This is a genomic window from Nocardioides sp. Bht2 (assembly GCF_047308515.1).
Classification (GTDB): Bacteria; Actinomycetota; Actinomycetes; order Propionibacteriales; family Nocardioidaceae; genus Nocardioides.
In genome coordinates, this window is the sequence record NZ_JBLBWI010000019.1 from 34,067 (window position 1) to 49,986 (window position 15,920).

Annotated in this window: 17 protein-coding genes; 12 read left to right on the forward strand and 5 right to left on the reverse strand. The window is 68.0% G+C overall.

Annotated features, from left to right (window positions below):
* Positions 1-37: 37 nt before the first annotated feature.
* Together ACLM5J_RS18275 and ACLM5J_RS18280 are read right to left on the reverse strand one after the other, a co-directional pair.
* The gene (locus ACLM5J_RS18275) at positions 38-1,054 is read right to left on the reverse strand and encodes an NAD(P)H-dependent flavin oxidoreductase (RefSeq protein ID WP_413658016.1); all 1,017 of its coding nucleotides are present in this window, start codon (positions 1,052-1,054) and stop codon (positions 38-40) included.
* 72 nt (positions 1,055-1,126) lie between these two features.
* Positions 1,127-1,735 (reverse strand): hypothetical protein, encoded by a 609-nt coding sequence (locus tag ACLM5J_RS18280; protein WP_413658018.1) that lies wholly within the window; start codon positions 1,733-1,735, stop codon positions 1,127-1,129.
* A gap of 253 nt (positions 1,736-1,988) precedes the next feature.
* Here ACLM5J_RS18280 and ACLM5J_RS18285 point away from each other — a divergent pair, with 253 nt between their 5' ends.
* On the forward strand, positions 1,989-2,234 hold the full coding sequence (locus ACLM5J_RS18285; protein ID WP_413658020.1) for a hypothetical protein: 246 nt from the start codon (positions 1,989-1,991) through the stop codon (positions 2,232-2,234).
* Here ACLM5J_RS18285 and ACLM5J_RS18290 read toward each other — a convergent pair.
* On the reverse strand, positions 2,231-3,106 hold the full coding sequence (locus ACLM5J_RS18290; RefSeq protein WP_413658022.1) for a helix-turn-helix domain-containing protein: 876 nt from the start codon (positions 3,104-3,106) through the stop codon (positions 2,231-2,233). The genes ACLM5J_RS18285 and ACLM5J_RS18290 overlap by 4 nt on opposite strands.
* Positions 3,107-3,130: 24 nt before the next feature.
* Between ACLM5J_RS18290 and ACLM5J_RS18295 the strand changes: the two genes are divergently transcribed.
* Complete coding sequence (locus ACLM5J_RS18295) at positions 3,131-3,796, forward strand: HAD family hydrolase (protein WP_413658024.1); 666 nt, start codon at positions 3,131-3,133, stop codon at positions 3,794-3,796.
* Here the strand turns inward: ACLM5J_RS18295 and ACLM5J_RS18300 are convergent.
* The gene (locus tag ACLM5J_RS18300) at positions 3,759-4,715 is read right to left on the reverse strand and encodes a RecB family exonuclease (protein ID WP_413658026.1); all 957 of its coding nucleotides are present in this window, start codon (positions 4,713-4,715) and stop codon (positions 3,759-3,761) included. The two genes, ACLM5J_RS18295 and ACLM5J_RS18300, sit on opposite strands and share 38 nt — an antisense overlap.
* Positions 4,716-4,776: 61 nt before the next feature.
* Between ACLM5J_RS18300 and ACLM5J_RS18305 the strand changes: the two genes are divergently transcribed.
* The 3 genes from ACLM5J_RS18305 (at position 4,777) to arc (ending at position 8,800) form a co-directional block, all read left to right on the forward strand.
* Positions 4,777-5,940, forward strand: coding sequence for a site-2 protease family protein (locus ACLM5J_RS18305; protein WP_413658028.1), 1,164 nt, complete (start codon positions 4,777-4,779; stop codon positions 5,938-5,940).
* A gap of 42 nt (positions 5,941-5,982) precedes the next feature.
* Entirely contained in the window at positions 5,983-6,948 is a 966-nt protein-coding gene (locus tag ACLM5J_RS18310) for a tRNA (adenine-N1)-methyltransferase (RefSeq protein WP_413658030.1), read from the forward strand.
* Positions 6,949-7,060: 112 nt separating this feature from the next.
* Positions 7,061-8,800 (forward strand): proteasome ATPase, encoded by a 1,740-nt coding sequence (gene arc, locus ACLM5J_RS18315; RefSeq protein WP_413658032.1) that lies wholly within the window; start codon positions 7,061-7,063, stop codon positions 8,798-8,800.
* A gap of 40 nt (positions 8,801-8,840) precedes the next feature.
* Here the strand turns inward: arc and ACLM5J_RS18320 are convergent, their stop codons facing one another.
* Positions 8,841-9,461 (reverse strand): class I SAM-dependent methyltransferase, encoded by a 621-nt coding sequence (locus ACLM5J_RS18320; RefSeq protein ID WP_413658034.1) that lies wholly within the window; start codon positions 9,459-9,461, stop codon positions 8,841-8,843.
* Positions 9,462-9,554: 93 nt separating this feature from the next.
* Between ACLM5J_RS18320 and dop the strand changes: the two genes are divergently transcribed.
* The 7 genes from dop to ACLM5J_RS18355 all read left to right on the forward strand — a co-directional run bounded on the left by dop (position 9,555) and on the right by ACLM5J_RS18355 (position 15,918).
* The gene (gene dop, locus ACLM5J_RS18325) at positions 9,555-11,066 is read left to right on the forward strand and encodes a depupylase/deamidase Dop (RefSeq protein ID WP_413658036.1); all 1,512 of its coding nucleotides are present in this window, start codon (positions 9,555-9,557) and stop codon (positions 11,064-11,066) included.
* Positions 11,067-11,091: 25 nt separating this feature from the next.
* Positions 11,092-11,289, forward strand: a complete 198-nt coding sequence (locus tag ACLM5J_RS18330) for a ubiquitin-like protein Pup (RefSeq protein ID WP_413658038.1) — start codon at positions 11,092-11,094, stop codon at positions 11,287-11,289.
* A gap of 38 nt (positions 11,290-11,327) precedes the next feature.
* Positions 11,328-12,137: a proteasome subunit beta gene (gene prcB, locus ACLM5J_RS18335; protein WP_413658094.1), complete on the forward strand. Its 810-nt coding sequence runs from the start codon at positions 11,328-11,330 to the stop codon at positions 12,135-12,137.
* Between the two features lie 23 nt (positions 12,138-12,160).
* On the forward strand, positions 12,161-13,024 hold the full coding sequence (gene prcA, locus ACLM5J_RS18340) for a proteasome subunit alpha (RefSeq protein WP_413658040.1): 864 nt from the start codon (positions 12,161-12,163) through the stop codon (positions 13,022-13,024).
* A gap of 62 nt (positions 13,025-13,086) precedes the next feature.
* Positions 13,087-14,448: a Pup--protein ligase gene (pafA, locus tag ACLM5J_RS18345; protein WP_413658042.1), complete on the forward strand. Its 1,362-nt coding sequence runs from the start codon at positions 13,087-13,089 to the stop codon at positions 14,446-14,448.
* A gap of 70 nt (positions 14,449-14,518) precedes the next feature.
* Complete coding sequence (locus tag ACLM5J_RS18350; protein ID WP_413658044.1) at positions 14,519-15,595, forward strand: FKBP-type peptidyl-prolyl cis-trans isomerase; 1,077 nt, start codon at positions 14,519-14,521, stop codon at positions 15,593-15,595.
* A gap of 65 nt (positions 15,596-15,660) precedes the next feature.
* On the forward strand, positions 15,661-15,918 hold the full coding sequence (locus ACLM5J_RS18355; RefSeq protein ID WP_413658046.1) for a Sec-independent protein translocase subunit TatA: 258 nt from the start codon (positions 15,661-15,663) through the stop codon (positions 15,916-15,918).
* The last annotated feature ends 2 nt before the right edge of the window (positions 15,919-15,920 follow it).

Genomic DNA, 15,920 nt, shown 5'->3' on the forward strand with positions numbered 1-15,920 from the left:
GCGGAGGAACTTCCGGGGAGCTGTCTAGATGGGCGCGCTAGCGTGAGGCGAGGTTGCCCAGGATCTCGGCGACGGGTCGCGCTTCGGCGTTCCGGTAGCCGGTGCCAGCCCAGAGATGGAGGCGCTCGGCGTCGCCGGCTCGGGCGGCAGCTTGCCGAATGCCGCGGGTGAGGTGGTGGATCTCGGGGTAGCCGAGTGGTGCGTGCGGTTCGTGCCGTTCGATGAAGCCGTTGCTCAGCCCGCGGGCCGGCCGGCCGGTGAAGGCGCGGGTGATGGTGGTCGCGGTGTACCGCGGATCGACCAGGGCGTTCTGGTGGGTCGCCGAGGCGCCGCTCTCGGTAGCGCGCAGCAGCAACGTTCCTACTGCGACGGTGTCCGCCCCAGCGGCGAGAAGACGGCGGACGTCGTCTGGTCCGGAGATGCCGCCACCGGCGATCACGGGCAGCGGCACTGCGGCCAGTACCTGGCGCAGGCCGACCTCTGTCTCCTGGTCGGGCAGCGGACGGGTGGGGTCGAAGGTCGCCGAGTGCCCGCCGGCTCGAACCCCCTGGAAGACCAGGCCGTCTACGCCCGCGTCCGCGGCGGCGAGCGCCTCGCCGACCGAGGTCACGGTGGCCAGGACACTGGTACCCACGGCTTGCAGCGCAGCGATCTCGTCCGCGGCGGGAAGGCCGAAGGTAAGCGAGACGACCGGGACCGGGTCGGTCAGCAGGAGAGCGACCTTGGCCGCCCACGCGTCGTCATCATGGACGATGCGCTCGTCGAGCTCCGCGTTGACGGAGTCGGCCTCTGCGCCGAGCCGCGCGGCGTAGGCGTGGAAGGTCTGCTCATCGACCGGACGGCGGTCGGGGACGAAGAGGTTCACCCCGTACGGGTGGCCGCTCGCACGCATTGCGGCCACCTCGGCGCCGAGCGCCTCCGGGCTCTTGTACCCGGCGGCCAGGAAGGGGAACCCGCCCGCCTCGGCGACGGCGCGAGCGAGCGCTACCGTCGTCGCCCCACCGGCCATCGGCGCGCTGGCCAAGCCAAGCTCCAGGTCGCGGAACGAGAACACCGCGCCTCCTCTTCTCGGGATCTTTGGCTGAGATTGTCGCCGATCGGCAGAAACCAGCGCTCGGGTCGTGCCTCAGCGACGTCGGGGGAGCGGAATCAGCACCTGGCGGGTGACGCCGTTCATGAAGTCCGCGCCCAGGTTGCTCAGCGCGTTACTGCACCGGGCACAGGAGGCCTGATCGGACCCCGGTTCGGTGACCGTGCCGCAGGCCAAGGAGCCGCCGGCGTTGACCACCGCTGCGGCACTGGAGCGGCAGATCGCCTGCTCCAGCGGATTGGCGGTGAAGCCCGGGCTGTTGCTCAGGCACGGGGAGGCGAAGTACAGGTCGAAACAGGTGCGCAGCGCGCGCTCGGGGACGGTGCGGTAGCCGGCCTCGTGGTCGCCCTTCGCCTCGGCCCGGAGCCGCAGCACCTGGCTTTCGATCAGGGCCTGCCGGGAGGCGCGCAAGGTGGAGAAGGCCAGCGCGGGTTCCATCCGGTCAGCGACCAGGGAACAGAGCGTTCGGAGCCGCCCGATCTCGACGAGGGCGCGATCCAGCAGGGCTGCTTCTGGAGGGAGCGGGGTGCGGTCCGTGATGCCCCGGGTCTGTGCCCAGGACCCGATATCGAGAGAGACAGGGTCGAAGTCCGGGGGATAGGTTCCCCCGATCACCGGACGCAGGAGTTCGGCGTCTGTTCTCATCAGGATCCGCCGGACGCCACCGGGCAGGGTGACTGCCAGGGTCGACTGATTGACCTCGATCTCAAAAGCTAGTCCCGCGCGGAGTAGGAACACATCCTCGACAGCGGCCCGAAAAACCTCACTTGTCACATCGGTATCATCCTCCCCCTCCCGTCGCACCAGGTACCCGGTCCCGAAGGACGGTCACTGTGGCCCACCGCGCTTTCGAATCGCCCGCGGCTCCGGTCCTCCACGGGCCTGAGAGAATGGCGGCGTGCCGCAGAACAACGCCCCTCAGGACACGCGCCCGCCGATCAGCTGGAACACCCACGGTCAGATGATCGGCGGCATCATCGCTGCCACCGTCGGCGGGACGATGTTCGGACTCGCCTTCGCCATCTGGCCCAACTCCGCCGTCGAGCGCGGTATCGGGATCGTCATCCTGGCCGCGGTGATCGGTCTACTCGGTTGGGTGGTCGGCTACCTGCGCAAGCCGGTCCAGCCGCCCAAGGGCCGCTAGCCACAAGGGATCGTGGCCCGGAACCGGGCCGGCGTCATCCCGGCACGGTGGGTGAAGTACGCCGAGAAGTTCGACGGGTCGTCGAACCCGAGCTGCTCCGCGATCGCGGCGACCGGCTGGTCGGTGTGGACCAGGGCGCGCTTCGCCTCCAGCATCACCCGCTCATCGATCAACTCCTTGGCGGTGACGCCGGCCCACTCCTGCGCCAACCGGTTCAGGGTCCGCGTCGAGTAGCCAAGACGTTCGGCGTAGGCGGCGACCTGGCGAGTGTGGTGGTACGACTCCTCCAGGAGCTCGCGGAACCAGACGAACGCTTCCGGCGGCGCGGCATGAGGCAGATCCGTGCTCGGTTCCAGAGCGGCCAATTCCACCAACACCGCTGAGAGTGCGTGCCGTGCCGCGATGTCGCGGAGGTCCGCGCGCAGGCTGGCGTTCTGGACGATGTCGGCGACATGGTCGATTCCGCGGGTGATCGCGGACGACGTCAGTGCGCCAGCCGCCCAGTGATTGCGGTCAGGTGCGACCGTGGAGCGCAGAGCCTCCTGCGTCGCCGCCGAGATGGCGCCCTGGGAGAACATCAGAACCGGCCCATCGAAGGTCGTCAGATCGCCCCACTGATGGACCTGTCCGGTATGCAGCCAGAGGACGTCGCCGACAGTCAGCCGGTAGCGCGTGAAGTCCACCGTGTGCTCGGTGGTGCCAGACGACACCTGTACCAGCAGATCGAAGCTGAGGCGTTGGGTGCCGTCGAACTCGGCCGGGCCGGCGCGCCCCAGCAATCCGCGCACATCGGTGGCCTCGACCGTCCCACTGACACCTTCCGGCGGGGTGTAGTGCACGGACCTGATCCCGGTCAGCCGCTGCTTCGCCACCCGTCCAGCGTAGGGTCAACGCACGTGAATGACGTGCAGCGCACACCAGCCGCCGTGCTGTGGGACATGGACGGCACCCTGGTCGACACCGAGCCGTACTGGATCGACACCGAGTACGAGCTGGCGGCTCGCTACGGCGGCACCTGGAGCAGGGAGCATGCTCTGCAGTTGGTCGGCAACGACCTGCTGGCGTCGGGGCGCTATATCCGCGAGCACATGGGGATCGACCTCACCCCGGCCCAGATCGTCGATGAGCTCCTCGACGGAGTGGTGGCTCGGGTGGAGCAGCAGGTGCCCTGGTGCGCAGGCGCCCAGGAGTTGCTCGTCGCCCTCGCCGAGGCCGAGGTCCCGTGCGCGCTGGTCACCATGAGCTACCAGCGGTTCGTGGCCCCGATCCTGGCAAGCCTGCCGCCGAACACGTTCCGCACCGTCGTCACCGGCGACGCCGTCTCCCAGGGCAAGCCCCACCCGGAGCCCTATCTGATCGCCGCCGAGCGGCTCGGGGTCGCGCCCGGCGACTGCATCGCGATCGAGGACAGCAACACCGGTGCGACCAGTGCTGAGAGTGCCGGGTGCACGGTCCTGGTGGTGCCGAACCACGTCGAGGTGCCGGCGGGGGAGCGACGGGTCTTCCGCCCGTCCCTGGCCGGACTCAGGGTTGCGGATCTGCCGTTGCTGGCTCCGCGCTGACGCTCTCGTCGGCGACACGACGCACGTGCAGCTCGGCGGGGAGCGGCAGCATCTCGTTGCCGAACGCCGGACAGTGTGCCTGGTGGTTGCACCAGGCACAGAGCTTGCTCGGTGTGGGCCGCCAGTCGCTGGCCAGCTCGGCGTGCCGGATCGCCTTCCAGACCGCCTCGACCTTCCGTTCGGTGGCGAGCAGGTCGTCCTCGTCGGGAACGTGGCGCAGGATCTGCCCATCGCCCAGGTAGATGAGCTGCAGCATCGAGGGGACGACGCCCCGCGTGCGCCAGAGCACCAGGGCGTAGAACTTCATCTGGAACAGGGCCTTCGCCTCGAACCGTTCGTTCGGTGCCCGGCCCGTCTTGTAGTCGACGATCCGGACCATCCCGTTGGGCGCGACGTCGAGCCGGTCGACGAAGCCGCGCAGCAGGAGCTTGGAGTCCAACAGGGTCTCCACGTACAGCTCGCGCTCGGCAGGCTCGAGGCGGCGCGGGTCCTCCAACTTGAAGTAGGTGTCTAGCGCGGTGCCGCAGCTGCGGAGCCAGGCGTCGAAGTCGCGGGGTTCGTCCTCGCCCCCCGCGGTGAAGAGCTCGGCCACCTCCGGCTCCGCCTCCAACATCGCAGCCCAGGCCGGCGCCACCATCGCGGCCGCCTGTTCCGGCGTCCGCTGTGCCGCGGGGAGGTCGAAAAGATCCTCCAACACCTTGTGCACCAGGCTGCCGCGGACGGCGTCTGCCGATGGCGGTTCGGGGAGTCGGTCGATGGTCCGGTAGCGATAGAGGAGTGGACACGTCATGAAGTCGCCGGCCCGGCTCGGCGAGAGCGCGCCGAGTACCTCGACGCCGTCGACGGTGCGCGAGAACGCCTCGGCAGGCGAGGCGGGTTGCGTCGGCGGGGCGCCCGGCGTCGGGGTAGAAGGACTCATCGCGGCTCACCCTAGGTGACGGCTCCGACAGCGGCGGCCAACGATCCGGTAAATTCATGCCGTGCCTGCTGACCATCCGGGAGCCCCCGACGCCCACGAGGACCGTGTGCGTCGCCCGCGCCCGCCTGGAACCTTCCGGATCGGACAGATCGGGGGCGTCGACGTCCTCGTCACCAGCTCCTGGTTCCTGATCGCCGCGTTGATCTCGGTGGCCCTCGCGCCGGTGGTCGAGGAGACCCAGCCGGGGCTCGGCGCCTGGAAGTACCTGGCCGGCGTCGCCTTCGCGGTGTTGCTCTACCTCTCGGTCCTGCTGCACGAGGCGTCGCACGCCCTGGTGGCGAAGCGGCTCGGCTACCCCGTCGCCTCGATCACCCTGCACTTCCTGGGCGGCGCCACCGCGATCGAGGGCGAGGCACGCTCGCCACGCCACGAGTTCTGGATCGCCGTCGTCGGTCCGCTGACCTCGATCGCGGTCGGCCTGGTCGCCATCCCGTTCTGGATGTTGCTGCCTGACGGCCTGCTCCAGTTGGCGTTCATGGGTCTGATGATGGCCAACCTGCTGGTCGGCGTGCTGAACCTCGTGCCCGGTCTGCCGCTCGACGGCGGCCGCGTGCTCAAGTCGGTGGTCTGGGGTGCCAGCGGCAACCAGCACCGCGGCACCATCGCCGCAGGTTGGGGCGGTCGCGTCGCCGCCGTGGCGGTGCTCGCCTGGCCCACCCTGCTCGACCCGATCTTCGGCGTCCAGCCCACCTTCGTCGACTTCCTGCTCGCCGTCGTGGTCGCGGCCTTCCTCTGGGCCGGTGCGACCGCGGCGATGCAGGGTGCGCGGTTGCGCCGTCGGTTGCCGTCCTTGGTCGCCCGCGGCCTGGCCCGGCGCATCGTGACCGTGGCGGGCGACGTCTCGGTCGCCGAGGCGGTCCGACTCGCCCAGCAGAACGGCGCCGGCGCCATCGTCACCCTGACCAGCGATGGCCGCCCGATGGGCCTGGTCAACGAGGCGAGCCTGGTCGCGATGCCGGAGGAGCGCCGTCCCTGGGTACCGGTCTCGAGCCTGTCGCGCGGTCTTGAGGACGGGCTTTCGTTGCCCGCGTCGTTGACCGGCGAAGATCTGATCCGGGCGATCACCCGCAAGCCTGCCCACGAGTACCTGCTTCTTGAGGACGACGGAACGATCTTCGGCGTGTTGGCTACCGCCGACGTCGACCGCGCCTTCTCCCAACGCTGAACCCATCCACTGACGGCCCACGCCGCCCGCACAGGAGTTTTGATGACCGACCCCACCCCGTCCACCGTGCCCGACGTCTCGCCCCAGGCCTGGGCCGGTGTGCACCGTGGACCCCTGCGCGCTGGAGAGTGGGTGCGGCTGACCGACCAGAAGGGTCGTCGGCACAACTTCGAGCTCGTCCCCGGCAAGCGGTTCTTCTCCAACCGCGGCCACCTGGAGCACGACGACCTGATCGGGCGCGAGGAGGGCTTCAGCGTCACCTCGTCGGTGGGCGGGGAGTACCTGGTCTTCCGCCCGCTGCTCTCCGAGTTCGTGGTCTCGATGCCGCGCGGTGCCGCGGTCGTCTACCCGAAGGACGCCGCCCAGATCGTGGCGATGGCCGACATCTTCCCGGGCGCGCGCGTGGTCGAGGCCGGCGTCGGCTCCGGAGCCTTGACCTGCTCGCTGCTGCGCGCCGTGGGTCCTTACGGCACCGTGATCTCGTGGGAGCGACGCGAGGAGTTCGCCGACGTCGCGCGGAAGAACGTGACGCAGTTCTTCGGTGGCGAGCACCCGGCCTGGGATCTGCGTCTGGGTGATCTGCAGGAGGCGCTGCCCGAGAGCGGCGAACGGGTCGACCGGGTGATCCTGGACATGCTCGCCCCCTGGGAGTGCGTGGACGCCGTCGCCGACGCTCTGCTGCCCGGCGGCATCGTGGTCGCCTACGTCGCCACCACCACCCAGCTCTCGCGCTTCGTCGAGACGGTCCGCGCACACGGTGGCTTCACCGAGCCGCAGCCGTGGGAGTCGCTGGTCCGGGACTGGCACGTCGAAGGCCTTGCGGTCCGCCCCGGACACAAGATGATCGGCCACACCGCCTTCCTGGTCACCGCCCGCCGGATGGCCCCGGGCGAGACGGCGCCGCGCAAGAAGCGCCGTCCGGCTCCCGGTGCGTACGGGATCGACTACACGGGCCCGCGTCCGGCGGACATCCCGCCGGTGGTTCTGGAAGAGCCGTTCGACTCCTGAAGCTGAGGCGCGCCGATGCCGCCAGTCACCAAATCGTTGTCGACATCAGCACTTAAGGGCTTTCCATCGTGGACACGATCGGTAAGGTCGCTGATGTGAGGAGGTGGCGCACATGGCGGCATCGGACAGCGCATACAGTGCCGAGGAACTCAGGAACCAGGTGCGGTTCTTGGAGGCGGAGGTAGGTGAACTGCGCCGTCGGTTGCAGGATTCACCTCAACGAGGCGGCTTCGCGGATCGTCAGCTGAGTGAGCTGCAGCGCTCGCTCGCCGCGACCACCGCACAGAACGAACGCCTTGCGCAGACCCTGCGTGAGGCGCGTGATCAGATCCTTGCGCTCAAGGAGGAGATCGACCAGCTCGCCCAGCCCCCTGCGGGCTTCGGCACCTTCCTCGCCCACAACGAGGACGGCTCGGTCGACGTCTTCACCGGCGGCCGCAAGCTCCGGGTCAACGTCAGCCCCGGCGTCGACTCCGCCGAGCTGGTCCGCGGCCAGGAGGTTCTCCTCAACGAAGCGTTCAACGTGGTCGCTGCGCTCGAGTTCGAGAAGGTCGGCGACGTCGTCATGCTCAAGGAGCTGATGGCGGACGGCGACCGCGTGCTGGTGATCGGCAACACCGACGAGGAGCGGGTGGCCCGGATCGCCGAGCCGTTGCGTGCCGAGGTGCTCCGCGCCGGCGACTCGTTGCTCTTCGACGCCCGCAGCGGGTACGTCTACGAGAAGGTGCCCAAGTCGGAGGTCGAGGAGCTCTTCCTCGAAGAGGTCCCCGACATCGACTACGGATCGATCGGTGGCCTGGTCAACCAGATCGACGCCATCCGCGACGCCGTCGAGCTGCCCTACCTGCACCCCGATCTGTTCAAGGAGCACCAGCTCAAGCCGCCGAAGGGCGTTCTGCTCTACGGTCCGCCCGGATGTGGCAAGACCCTGATCGCCAAGGCGGTCGCCAACTCGTTGGCCAAGAAGGTCGCCGCGAAGACCGGCCAGGAGGGGAAGTCCTACTTCCTCAACATCAAAGGCCCGGAGCTGCTGAACAAGTACGTCGGCGAGACCGAGCGGCACATCCGTCTGGTCTTCCAGCGGGCGCGGGAGAAGGCAAGCGAGGGCACCCCGGTCATCGTCTTCTTCGATGAGATGGACTCGCTCTTCCGGACCCGTGGCTCCGGTGTCTCCTCGGACGTCGAGAACACCATCGTTCCCCAGCTGCTCAGCGAGATCGACGGTGTCGAGCTGTTGGAGAACGTGCTGGTGATCGGTGCCTCCAACCGTGAGGACATGATCGACCCGGCGATCCTGCGTCCGGGCCGTCTCGACGTGAAGATCAAGATCGAGCGCCCCGACGCCGAGTCGGCGCGTGACATCTTCAGCAAGTACCTGACCGCCGACCTTCCGCTGCATGCGGAGGACCTCGCCGAGTTCGGTGGCAGTGCGGCGGCCTGTGTCGACGCGATGATCCGAGCCACCGTCGAACGGATGTACTCCGAGACCGACGAGAACCGCTTCCTGGAGGTCACCTACGCCAACGGTGACAAGGAGGTCCTTTACTTCAAGGACTTCAACTCGGGCGCGATGATCCAGAACATCGTGGACCGGGCCAAGAAGATGGCGATCAAGGATCTTCTCGACCACGATCAGCGCGGTCTGCGGGTCCAGCACCTGTTGCAGGCGTGCGTGGACGAGTTCAAGGAGAACGAGGACCTCCCGAACACCACCAACCCCGACGACTGGGCACGGATCTCGGGCAAGAAGGGTGAACGGATCGTCTTCATCCGGACCCTGGTCACCGGTAAGCAGGGCACCGAACCGGGCCGTTCGATCGACAACGTCTCGAACACCGGGCAGTACCTCTAGGCCCGGCGTTCGCCCTACCCGGTGTGGAGCCGCCCGCTGATCAGCGGGCGGCTCCGACGTATCCGAAGGTCCACGGCTTCGAGGGGCCGATGGTGCCGGGGACGTACTCGGTGCGCAGGTGCTCGACGGTGAAGCCGGCGTCGGTCAGCAACTGGGGGACGTTGCGGCTCAGGTTGCAGCCACCGAAGACGACACGTTGCACCGGGTCGAGGCGGTGCTGCCAACGCTGAACACCGGGTTCGGGGGCGAGACCGTGTTCCAGGAAGGCGAAGGTCCCACCGGGGCGTAGCACGCGGCGTACTTCGGTCAGCGCCTGTGCCGGGTCCGGGATGGTGCACAGGGTGAAGGTGCTCAGCACGTGGTCGACCGAGTCGTCGGGTTCGCTCAGGCGCTGACCGTCGAGTCCGGTCCGGGTGATCGGGATCTGTGCCCGCGTCCGACGGCGCTCGGACCTGCTCCAGCCCAGATCGTTGGGCTCGACGGCGCGGATCTCGGTGACGGCGCTCGGCAGGTGGCGCAGGTTGAGGCCGGAGCCGAAGCCGATCTCGAGCACGGTGCCGGTCAGTCCGGCGCAGGCTTCGGCACGCAACTCACCGACCCTCGACTCGGAGAGTGCGGCATCGGTCAACCGCGGTACGACGTGCTCTTCCCACCAGCTCAACGGGTTCCTCTTCTCGGACTCGACCAGAAAAGTACGACGGTACCTACGTGTGACGTCCGGCACTTCGTCGGAGGTGGTGAGTAGGCTCGAGCCATGAGCGTACGACGGGTGATGGGCACCGAGGTCGAGTACGGCATTTCGGTGCAGGGCCAACCACAGGCCAATCCGATGGTGGCTTCGAGCCAGGTGGTCAACGCCTATGCCATGGCGACGCTCCATGCCCGACGGGCCCGGTGGGATTTCGAGGAGGAGTCGCCGCTCCGCGACGCCCGGGGTTTCGAGATGTCCCGGCAGGTCGCCGACCTCTCCCAGTTGACCGACGAGGATCTGGGCCTGGCCAACGTGATCCTCACCAACGGCGCTCGGCTCTACGTCGACCACGCCCACCCGGAGTACTCGACGCCGGAGGTCACCAACCCACTCGATGTGGTCCGTTGGGACAAGGCGGGGGAGTTGGTGATGCTGGACGCCGCCAACCTGGCCTCGGCGATCCCCGGCGCCGGCCCGATCGTGCTCTACAAGAACAACACCGACAACAAGGGTGTCTCCTACGGCGCCCACGAGAACTACCTGATGAAGCGGTCGACGCCGTTCGCCGAGATCGTCCGCCATCTGACGCCGTTCTTCGTCTCCCGACAGGTGGTCTGCGGCGCCGGGCGGGTCGGGATCGGTCAGGACGGCCGGGCCAGTGAGTTCCAGATCAGCCAGCGCGCCGACTTCTTCGAGGTCGAGGTCGGCCTGGAGACCACGCTCAAGCGGCCGATCATCAACACCCGCGACGAACCGCACGCCGACCCGGAACGGTACCGCCGGCTGCACGTGATCATCGGCGACGCCAACCTCAGCGAGATCTCCACCTATCTCAAGGTCGGCACGACCTCCCTGGTGCTGGCGATGATCGAGGACGGCTTCATCACCACCGATCTCCGGATCGACGGCCCCGTCAAGGCGCTCAGGGCGGTCTCCCACGACCCGACCTGTCGTCAGCTGATCACGCTGGCTGACGGCCGGAAGCTGACCGCCGTCCAGTTGCAGTGGGAGTACCTGGAGTTGGCCCGCAAGTACCTGCTGGAACGGCACGGCGGGGAGAGCGACGAGCAGACCACCGACGTGATGAACCGCTGGGAGTCGGTGCTGACCCGCCTCGAGCGTGACCCGATGAGTTGTGCCAGCGAGTTGGACTGGGTGGCCAAGCTCCGGCTGATGGAGCAGTACCGGGCCCGCGACCAGCTCGCCTGGACCGACCCAAAGCTGCACCTGATCGACCTGCAGTACGCCGACATCAGGCCGCAGAAGGGGCTCTACCACCGGTTGGTGAGGCTCGGGAAGATCGAGCGACTGTTGGGCGACGAGACGATCGAGGAGGCGATGCATGAACCACCTGAGGACACCCGCGCCTACTTCCGTGGCAAGTGTCTGGAGAAGTACTCCGCCGATATCGCGGCGGCCTCGTGGGACTCGGTGATCTTCGATCTACCGGGCAAGCAGTCGTTGCAGCGGATCCCCACCACCGATCCGTTGCGAGGTACCCGTGCCCATGTCGGTGATCTCATCGACCGTTGCGACACGGCTGAACAAATCTTCCGCGCACTCACATCGTCCTGACGGACCCGTTGGATAGGGTGAAGACATGGCCCAGGAGCACAAGCAGCCCAAGAAGTCCTCAGAAGAGGCGGCCGAGGAGGTCGAGGCCTCCCAGACGTCTGTTGCCGAGCGCAAGGAACAGCTCGATGACGACATCGACGCGATCCTCGACGAGATCGACGACGTCCTCGAGACCAACGCCGAAGACTTCGTGAAGTCCTTCATCCAAAAGGGGGGCCAGTGAGCGCACCGTTCCACGGTTCGCGACTGCCGGACGCCTTCATGGCGACCGGCAGTTCCTCGTTCGCTGACTTCCTGGCGCAGCAGGCTCCGGACCTCCTGCCTTCGGCCCGGACGATGGCGCCCGGCAACGGCGGCACCCACTCCGACCTGGCCCCGCACGGCACCACGATCGTGGCGGCGACCTTCGCCGACGGCGTCGTGATGGCCGGTGACCGGCGGGCCACGATGGGCAACATCATCGCCCAGCGCGACATCGAGAAGGTCTTCCCGACCGACGAGTTCAGCTGCGCCGGGATCGCCGGCACGGCCGGGCTCGCGGTCGAGATGGTCCGGCTCTTCCAGACCGAGCTCGAGCACTACGAGAAGATCGAGGGCACCACGCTCTCGGTCGACGGTAAGGCCAACCGGCTCGCCGCGCTGATCCGGAGCAACCTCAGCCTGGCCATGCAGGGCCTCGCCGTGGTCCCGCTCTTCGCGGGCTTCGACCACCGTGCCGACCAGGGCCGGATCTTCTCCTACGACGTCACCGGTGGCCGGTACGAGGAGACCGCCTTCCACGCAGTCGGTTCGGGCTCGCTCTTCGCGCGCGGTTCGTTGAAGAAGCTGTACCGCGACGACCTCGACGAGAACGAGTGCGTGACGGCGTTGGTCCAGGCGCTCTACGACGCCGCGGACGACGACTCGGCGACTGGCGGCCCGGACCTGGCCCGTCGGATCTTCCCGGTCGTCCAGGTGATCACCGCCGAGGGCGGACGTCGCCTCACCGACGACGAGGTGGCTCAGGTGGCCGACCGGGTGGTTGCCGCCCGGATGAACCGACCCGACGGCCCTGCGGCCGCGCTGGTCTGAGACGCGAACTTTCGAGGTAGAAGATGAGCACCCCGTTCTACGTTTCGCCCGAGCAACTGATGAAGGACCGCGCGGACTTCGCTCGCAAGGGCGTCTCCCGCGGCCGGTCCCTGGTCGCGGTCCAGTACGCCGATGGCGTGCTGCTGGTCTCGGAGAACCCGTCCCAGGCGCTGCACAAGATCTCCGAACTCTACGACCGGATCGCGTTCGCCGCGGTCGGCCGCTACAACGAGTTCGAGAACCTGCGGATCGCCGGCGTCCGGCTCGCCGATATGCGCGGCTACGCCTACGACCGGCGCGACGTCACCGGCCAGGGGCTGGCCAATGCCTATGCGCAGACCCTCGGCACGATCTTCTCCAGCGGCGGCGAGAAGCCGTACGAGGTGGAGATCTTCGTGGCGGAGGTGGGCGAGGTGCCCGCCGACGACCGGATCTTCCGGTTGACCTTCGAGGGCATGGTCGCTGACGAGCACGGCTATGCCGTGATGGGCGGTGCGGCCGACGTCGTCGGCGAGTACCTGCGTCAGCAGTACCAGGAGGGGCTCGACCTCGCCGCGGCCTTGAAGCTGGCTGTCGCTGCCCTCGGGCACAGCGAGAAGTCCGACCGGGTGATCCCGATCGAGGACCTTGAGGTCGCCGTTCTGGACCGCACCCGGAGCCAGCCCCGCAAGTTCCGTCGGGTGGCTGCCGCGACCCTGCCGAAGTTGCTCGGCCCGCGCGACGCCGAGACCCCGGATGCGGCGAATGTCGAGGACGCGGCAACGCCGTTGGCGAACCCGGGCGCTCCGAGCGACGATCCGGCCGACCCGACCGACCTGGTCAGCGGCACCGTGCCGCCGTTGGAGGACCCCCTCACCGGGGCACCGAACGAGGAGCCCGAGAAGTAACTATTGGGCAACCACTAGCGAATGAGGCGCACCGATTGGTGCGCCTCGCCTAGTGTTGGTACATGGACCGCCGGATTTTCGGAATCGAGAACGAGTACGGCGTCACGTGCACCTTCCACGGTCAGCGCCGGCTCAGCCCAGACGAGGTGGCGCGCTACCTCTTCCGCAAGGTCGTCTCCTGGGGACGCAGCAGCAACGTGTTCCTCCGCAACGGTGCCCGGCTCTACCTCGATGTGGGCAGCCACCCGGAGTACGCCACCCCCGAGTGTGATGACGTGGAGCAGCTCGTCACCCACGACAAGGCGGGGGAGCGGATCCTGGAAGGGCTGCTGATCGACGCCGAGCAGCGCCTCCACGACGAGGGCGTCTCCGGCGACATCTATCTCTTCAAGAACAACACCGACTCGGCCGGCAACTCCTACGGCTGCCACGAGAACTACCTGGTCGGTCGGGCCGGCGAGTTCAGCCGACTGGCCGACATCCTGATCCCGTTCCTGGTGACCCGGCAGATCCTGGTCGGCGCCGGCAAGATCGTGCAAACCCCGCGCGGAGCCTCGTTCTCGGTGAGCCAGCGCGCCGAACACATCTGGGAGGGCGTCTCCAGCGCGACCACCCGGAGCCGTCCGATCATCAACACCCGCGACGAGCCGCACGCCGATGCCGAGCGGTACCGGCGCCTGCACGTGATCGTGGGCGACTCCAATATGAGTGAGACCACCACCATGCTGAAGGTCGCCAGCTGCGACCTGGTGTTGCGGATGATCGAGGAGGGCGTGGTGATGCGCGACCTCACGTTGGAGAACCCGATCCGGGCGATCCGCGAGATCTCCCACGACATGACCGGACAGCGCAAGGTCCGCCTCGCCAACGGCCGTGAGGCCAGCGCCCTGGAGATCCAGGCCGAGTACCTGACGCGGGCCCGCGACTTCGTGGACCGGCGTGAACTCTCCACGCCGTTGATCGAGCGCACGCTCGACCTCTGGGAGCGCGGGCTCAAGGCGATCGAGGCCGGTGACCTGTCGCTGGTCGACCGGGAGCTCGACTGGGTGATCAAGTGGAAGCTGATCGAACGCTACCGGGCCAAGCACGGGCTCAGCCTCGGCAGTGCCCGGGTCGCCCAGCTCGACCTGGCTTACCACGACATCCGGCGCGACCGCGGCCTCTACTACCTCCTGGAGCACCGCGGCGCGGTGGCCCGGGTCACCGGCGATCTGCCGATCTTCCGGGCCAAGTCGGTGCCGCCGCAGACCACCCGGGCCAAGCTCCGGGGCGACTTCATCCGCAGAGCCCAGGAACGACGTCGTGACTTCACCGTCGACTGGGTCCACCTGAAGCTGAACGACCAGGCGCAGCGCACGGTGCTCTGCAAGGACCCGTTCCGCGCGGTCGACGATCGCGTGCAGCGGCTGATCGAGGGCATGTAGCCCGCACGATTGGGGTCATGCCCTAGGCTCTGAACTCGCCCGTGCTGCCCGAAAGAAACGGAAACCAACCGTGCGTCGCATCGCTGCCTCATTCGCTGTTGCCACCTTGCTCCTCGGTACTCTCGCCGCCTGCGGCGACGACAGCGACTCCAGCGGCGAGGGATCGCTCAAGGTCTCCGGCGCCTTCGGCACCGTCCCGACGGTGAAGATCGACGCTCCGTACTCGGTCGACGAGACCAAGGTCCAGGTGATCACCAAGGGTGAGGGCGACGTCGTCGAGAAGGACAGCACGGCGTTCCTCAACATCTTCATCGCCAACGGCTACGACGGCCGGGTCGTCGACTCCGCCTGGCCGGAGCTGAAGACCCCGGAGCCCGCCGAGACCGAGAGCCCCAGCGCCTCGCCGTCGGCCAGTGAGACGCCCAGCGCTCCGTCCACGGAGAAGTCCGGCGACACCGACGCTGCCGACGGTGAGACCCCGGCCGCCGACGAGCAGGCGGAGGGCAACCCGACCCTGGTCACGCTCACCAAGGACACCGTCAAGGCGATCAACGAGGCCGTTGTCGGTCACACCATCGGCTCGCGGGTCGTCGTCAGCGCCGAGGCGGACGACGCCTTCGGCCTGGGCGGTGCCGAGTTGGGTATCGGCAACCAGGACACCACCGTCTTCCTGATCGACATCCTGGGCACCGCTCTGGACAAGATCGACACCAGCGCCGCCGCGACGCCGAAGGGTTGGCCGACCGTCGTCGAGAAGGACGGCCAGGTCACCGGTCTGGACTTCAGCAAGGCGATGAAGACCCCCAAGCCGGGCCTGCAGGTCACCCGTCTGGTCACCGGCACGGGCCCGAAGGCTGAGAAGGGCTCCAAGGTGGCGCTGCGCTACCTCGGCCAGGTGTGGGGCGCGAAGAAGCCGTTCGACGAGAACTACACCGCGCAGACCCCGACCATCGGCGGCAGCCTGCTCACCCTCGGTACCGGCTCGGTCATCAAGGGCTGGGACCAGGGCCTCGACGGCGTCACCGCCGGTAGCCGCGTGCTGCTGGTGATCCCGGCCGAGCTCGCCTACGGCGACAAGGGCAGCGGCAAGGACATCAAGCCCGGTGACACGCTGACCTTCGTGGTCGACGTGCTGGGTGTCGTCTGATCCCTGCTCCGCCAGGTGCGCGACGTAGACTTTCGGATGTTGTTGACTATCAAGGTGAGGACGTCATGACCCCGCAACTCATTGGTGGGCTCGGTACCCCCGAACTGCTGATCATTCTGGCCGTCATCGTCCTGCTCTTCGGTGCCTCGAAGCTTCCGGAGCTCGCCCGCGGTAGCGGCCGCGCGCTGCGGATCTTCAAGGCCGAGACGAAGGGCCTGAACGACGACGACCAGGTGGACGACGGCCCGGCCGGCGAGCTCAACCCGCCGCAGAGCACCGACCCGGTGATCGACCCCGATCACCGGCGCGACACGACCAACTGACC

Bases quoted from the DNA above. Each gene is read 5' to 3' on its own strand.
- ACLM5J_RS18330 (WP_413658038.1), top strand. From the start codon at position 11,092: ATGGCCCAGGAGCACAAGCAGCCCAAGAAGTCCTCAGAAGAGGCGGCC.
- ACLM5J_RS18300 (WP_413658026.1), bottom strand. From the start codon at position 4,715: ATGAGTCCTTCTACCCCGACGCCGGGCGCCCCGCCGACGCAACCCGCC.
- prcB (WP_413658094.1), top strand. From the start codon at position 11,328: ATGGCGACCGGCAGTTCCTCGTTCGCTGACTTCCTGGCGCAGCAGGCT.
- arc (WP_413658032.1), top strand. From the start codon at position 7,061: ATGGCGGCATCGGACAGCGCATACAGTGCCGAGGAACTCAGGAACCAG.
- ACLM5J_RS18355 (WP_413658046.1), top strand. From the start codon at position 15,661: ATGACCCCGCAACTCATTGGTGGGCTCGGTACCCCCGAACTGCTGATC.
- prcA (WP_413658040.1), top strand. From the start codon at position 12,161: ATGAGCACCCCGTTCTACGTTTCGCCCGAGCAACTGATGAAGGACCGC.
- ACLM5J_RS18310 (WP_413658030.1), top strand. From the start codon at position 5,983: ATGACCGACCCCACCCCGTCCACCGTGCCCGACGTCTCGCCCCAGGCC.
- pafA (WP_413658042.1), top strand. From the start codon at position 13,087: ATGGACCGCCGGATTTTCGGAATCGAGAACGAGTACGGCGTCACGTGC.
- dop (WP_413658036.1), top strand. From the start codon at position 9,555: ATGAGCGTACGACGGGTGATGGGCACCGAGGTCGAGTACGGCATTTCG.
- ACLM5J_RS18280 (WP_413658018.1), bottom strand. From the start codon at position 1,735: ATGAGAACAGACGCCGAACTCCTGCGTCCGGTGATCGGGGGAACCTAT.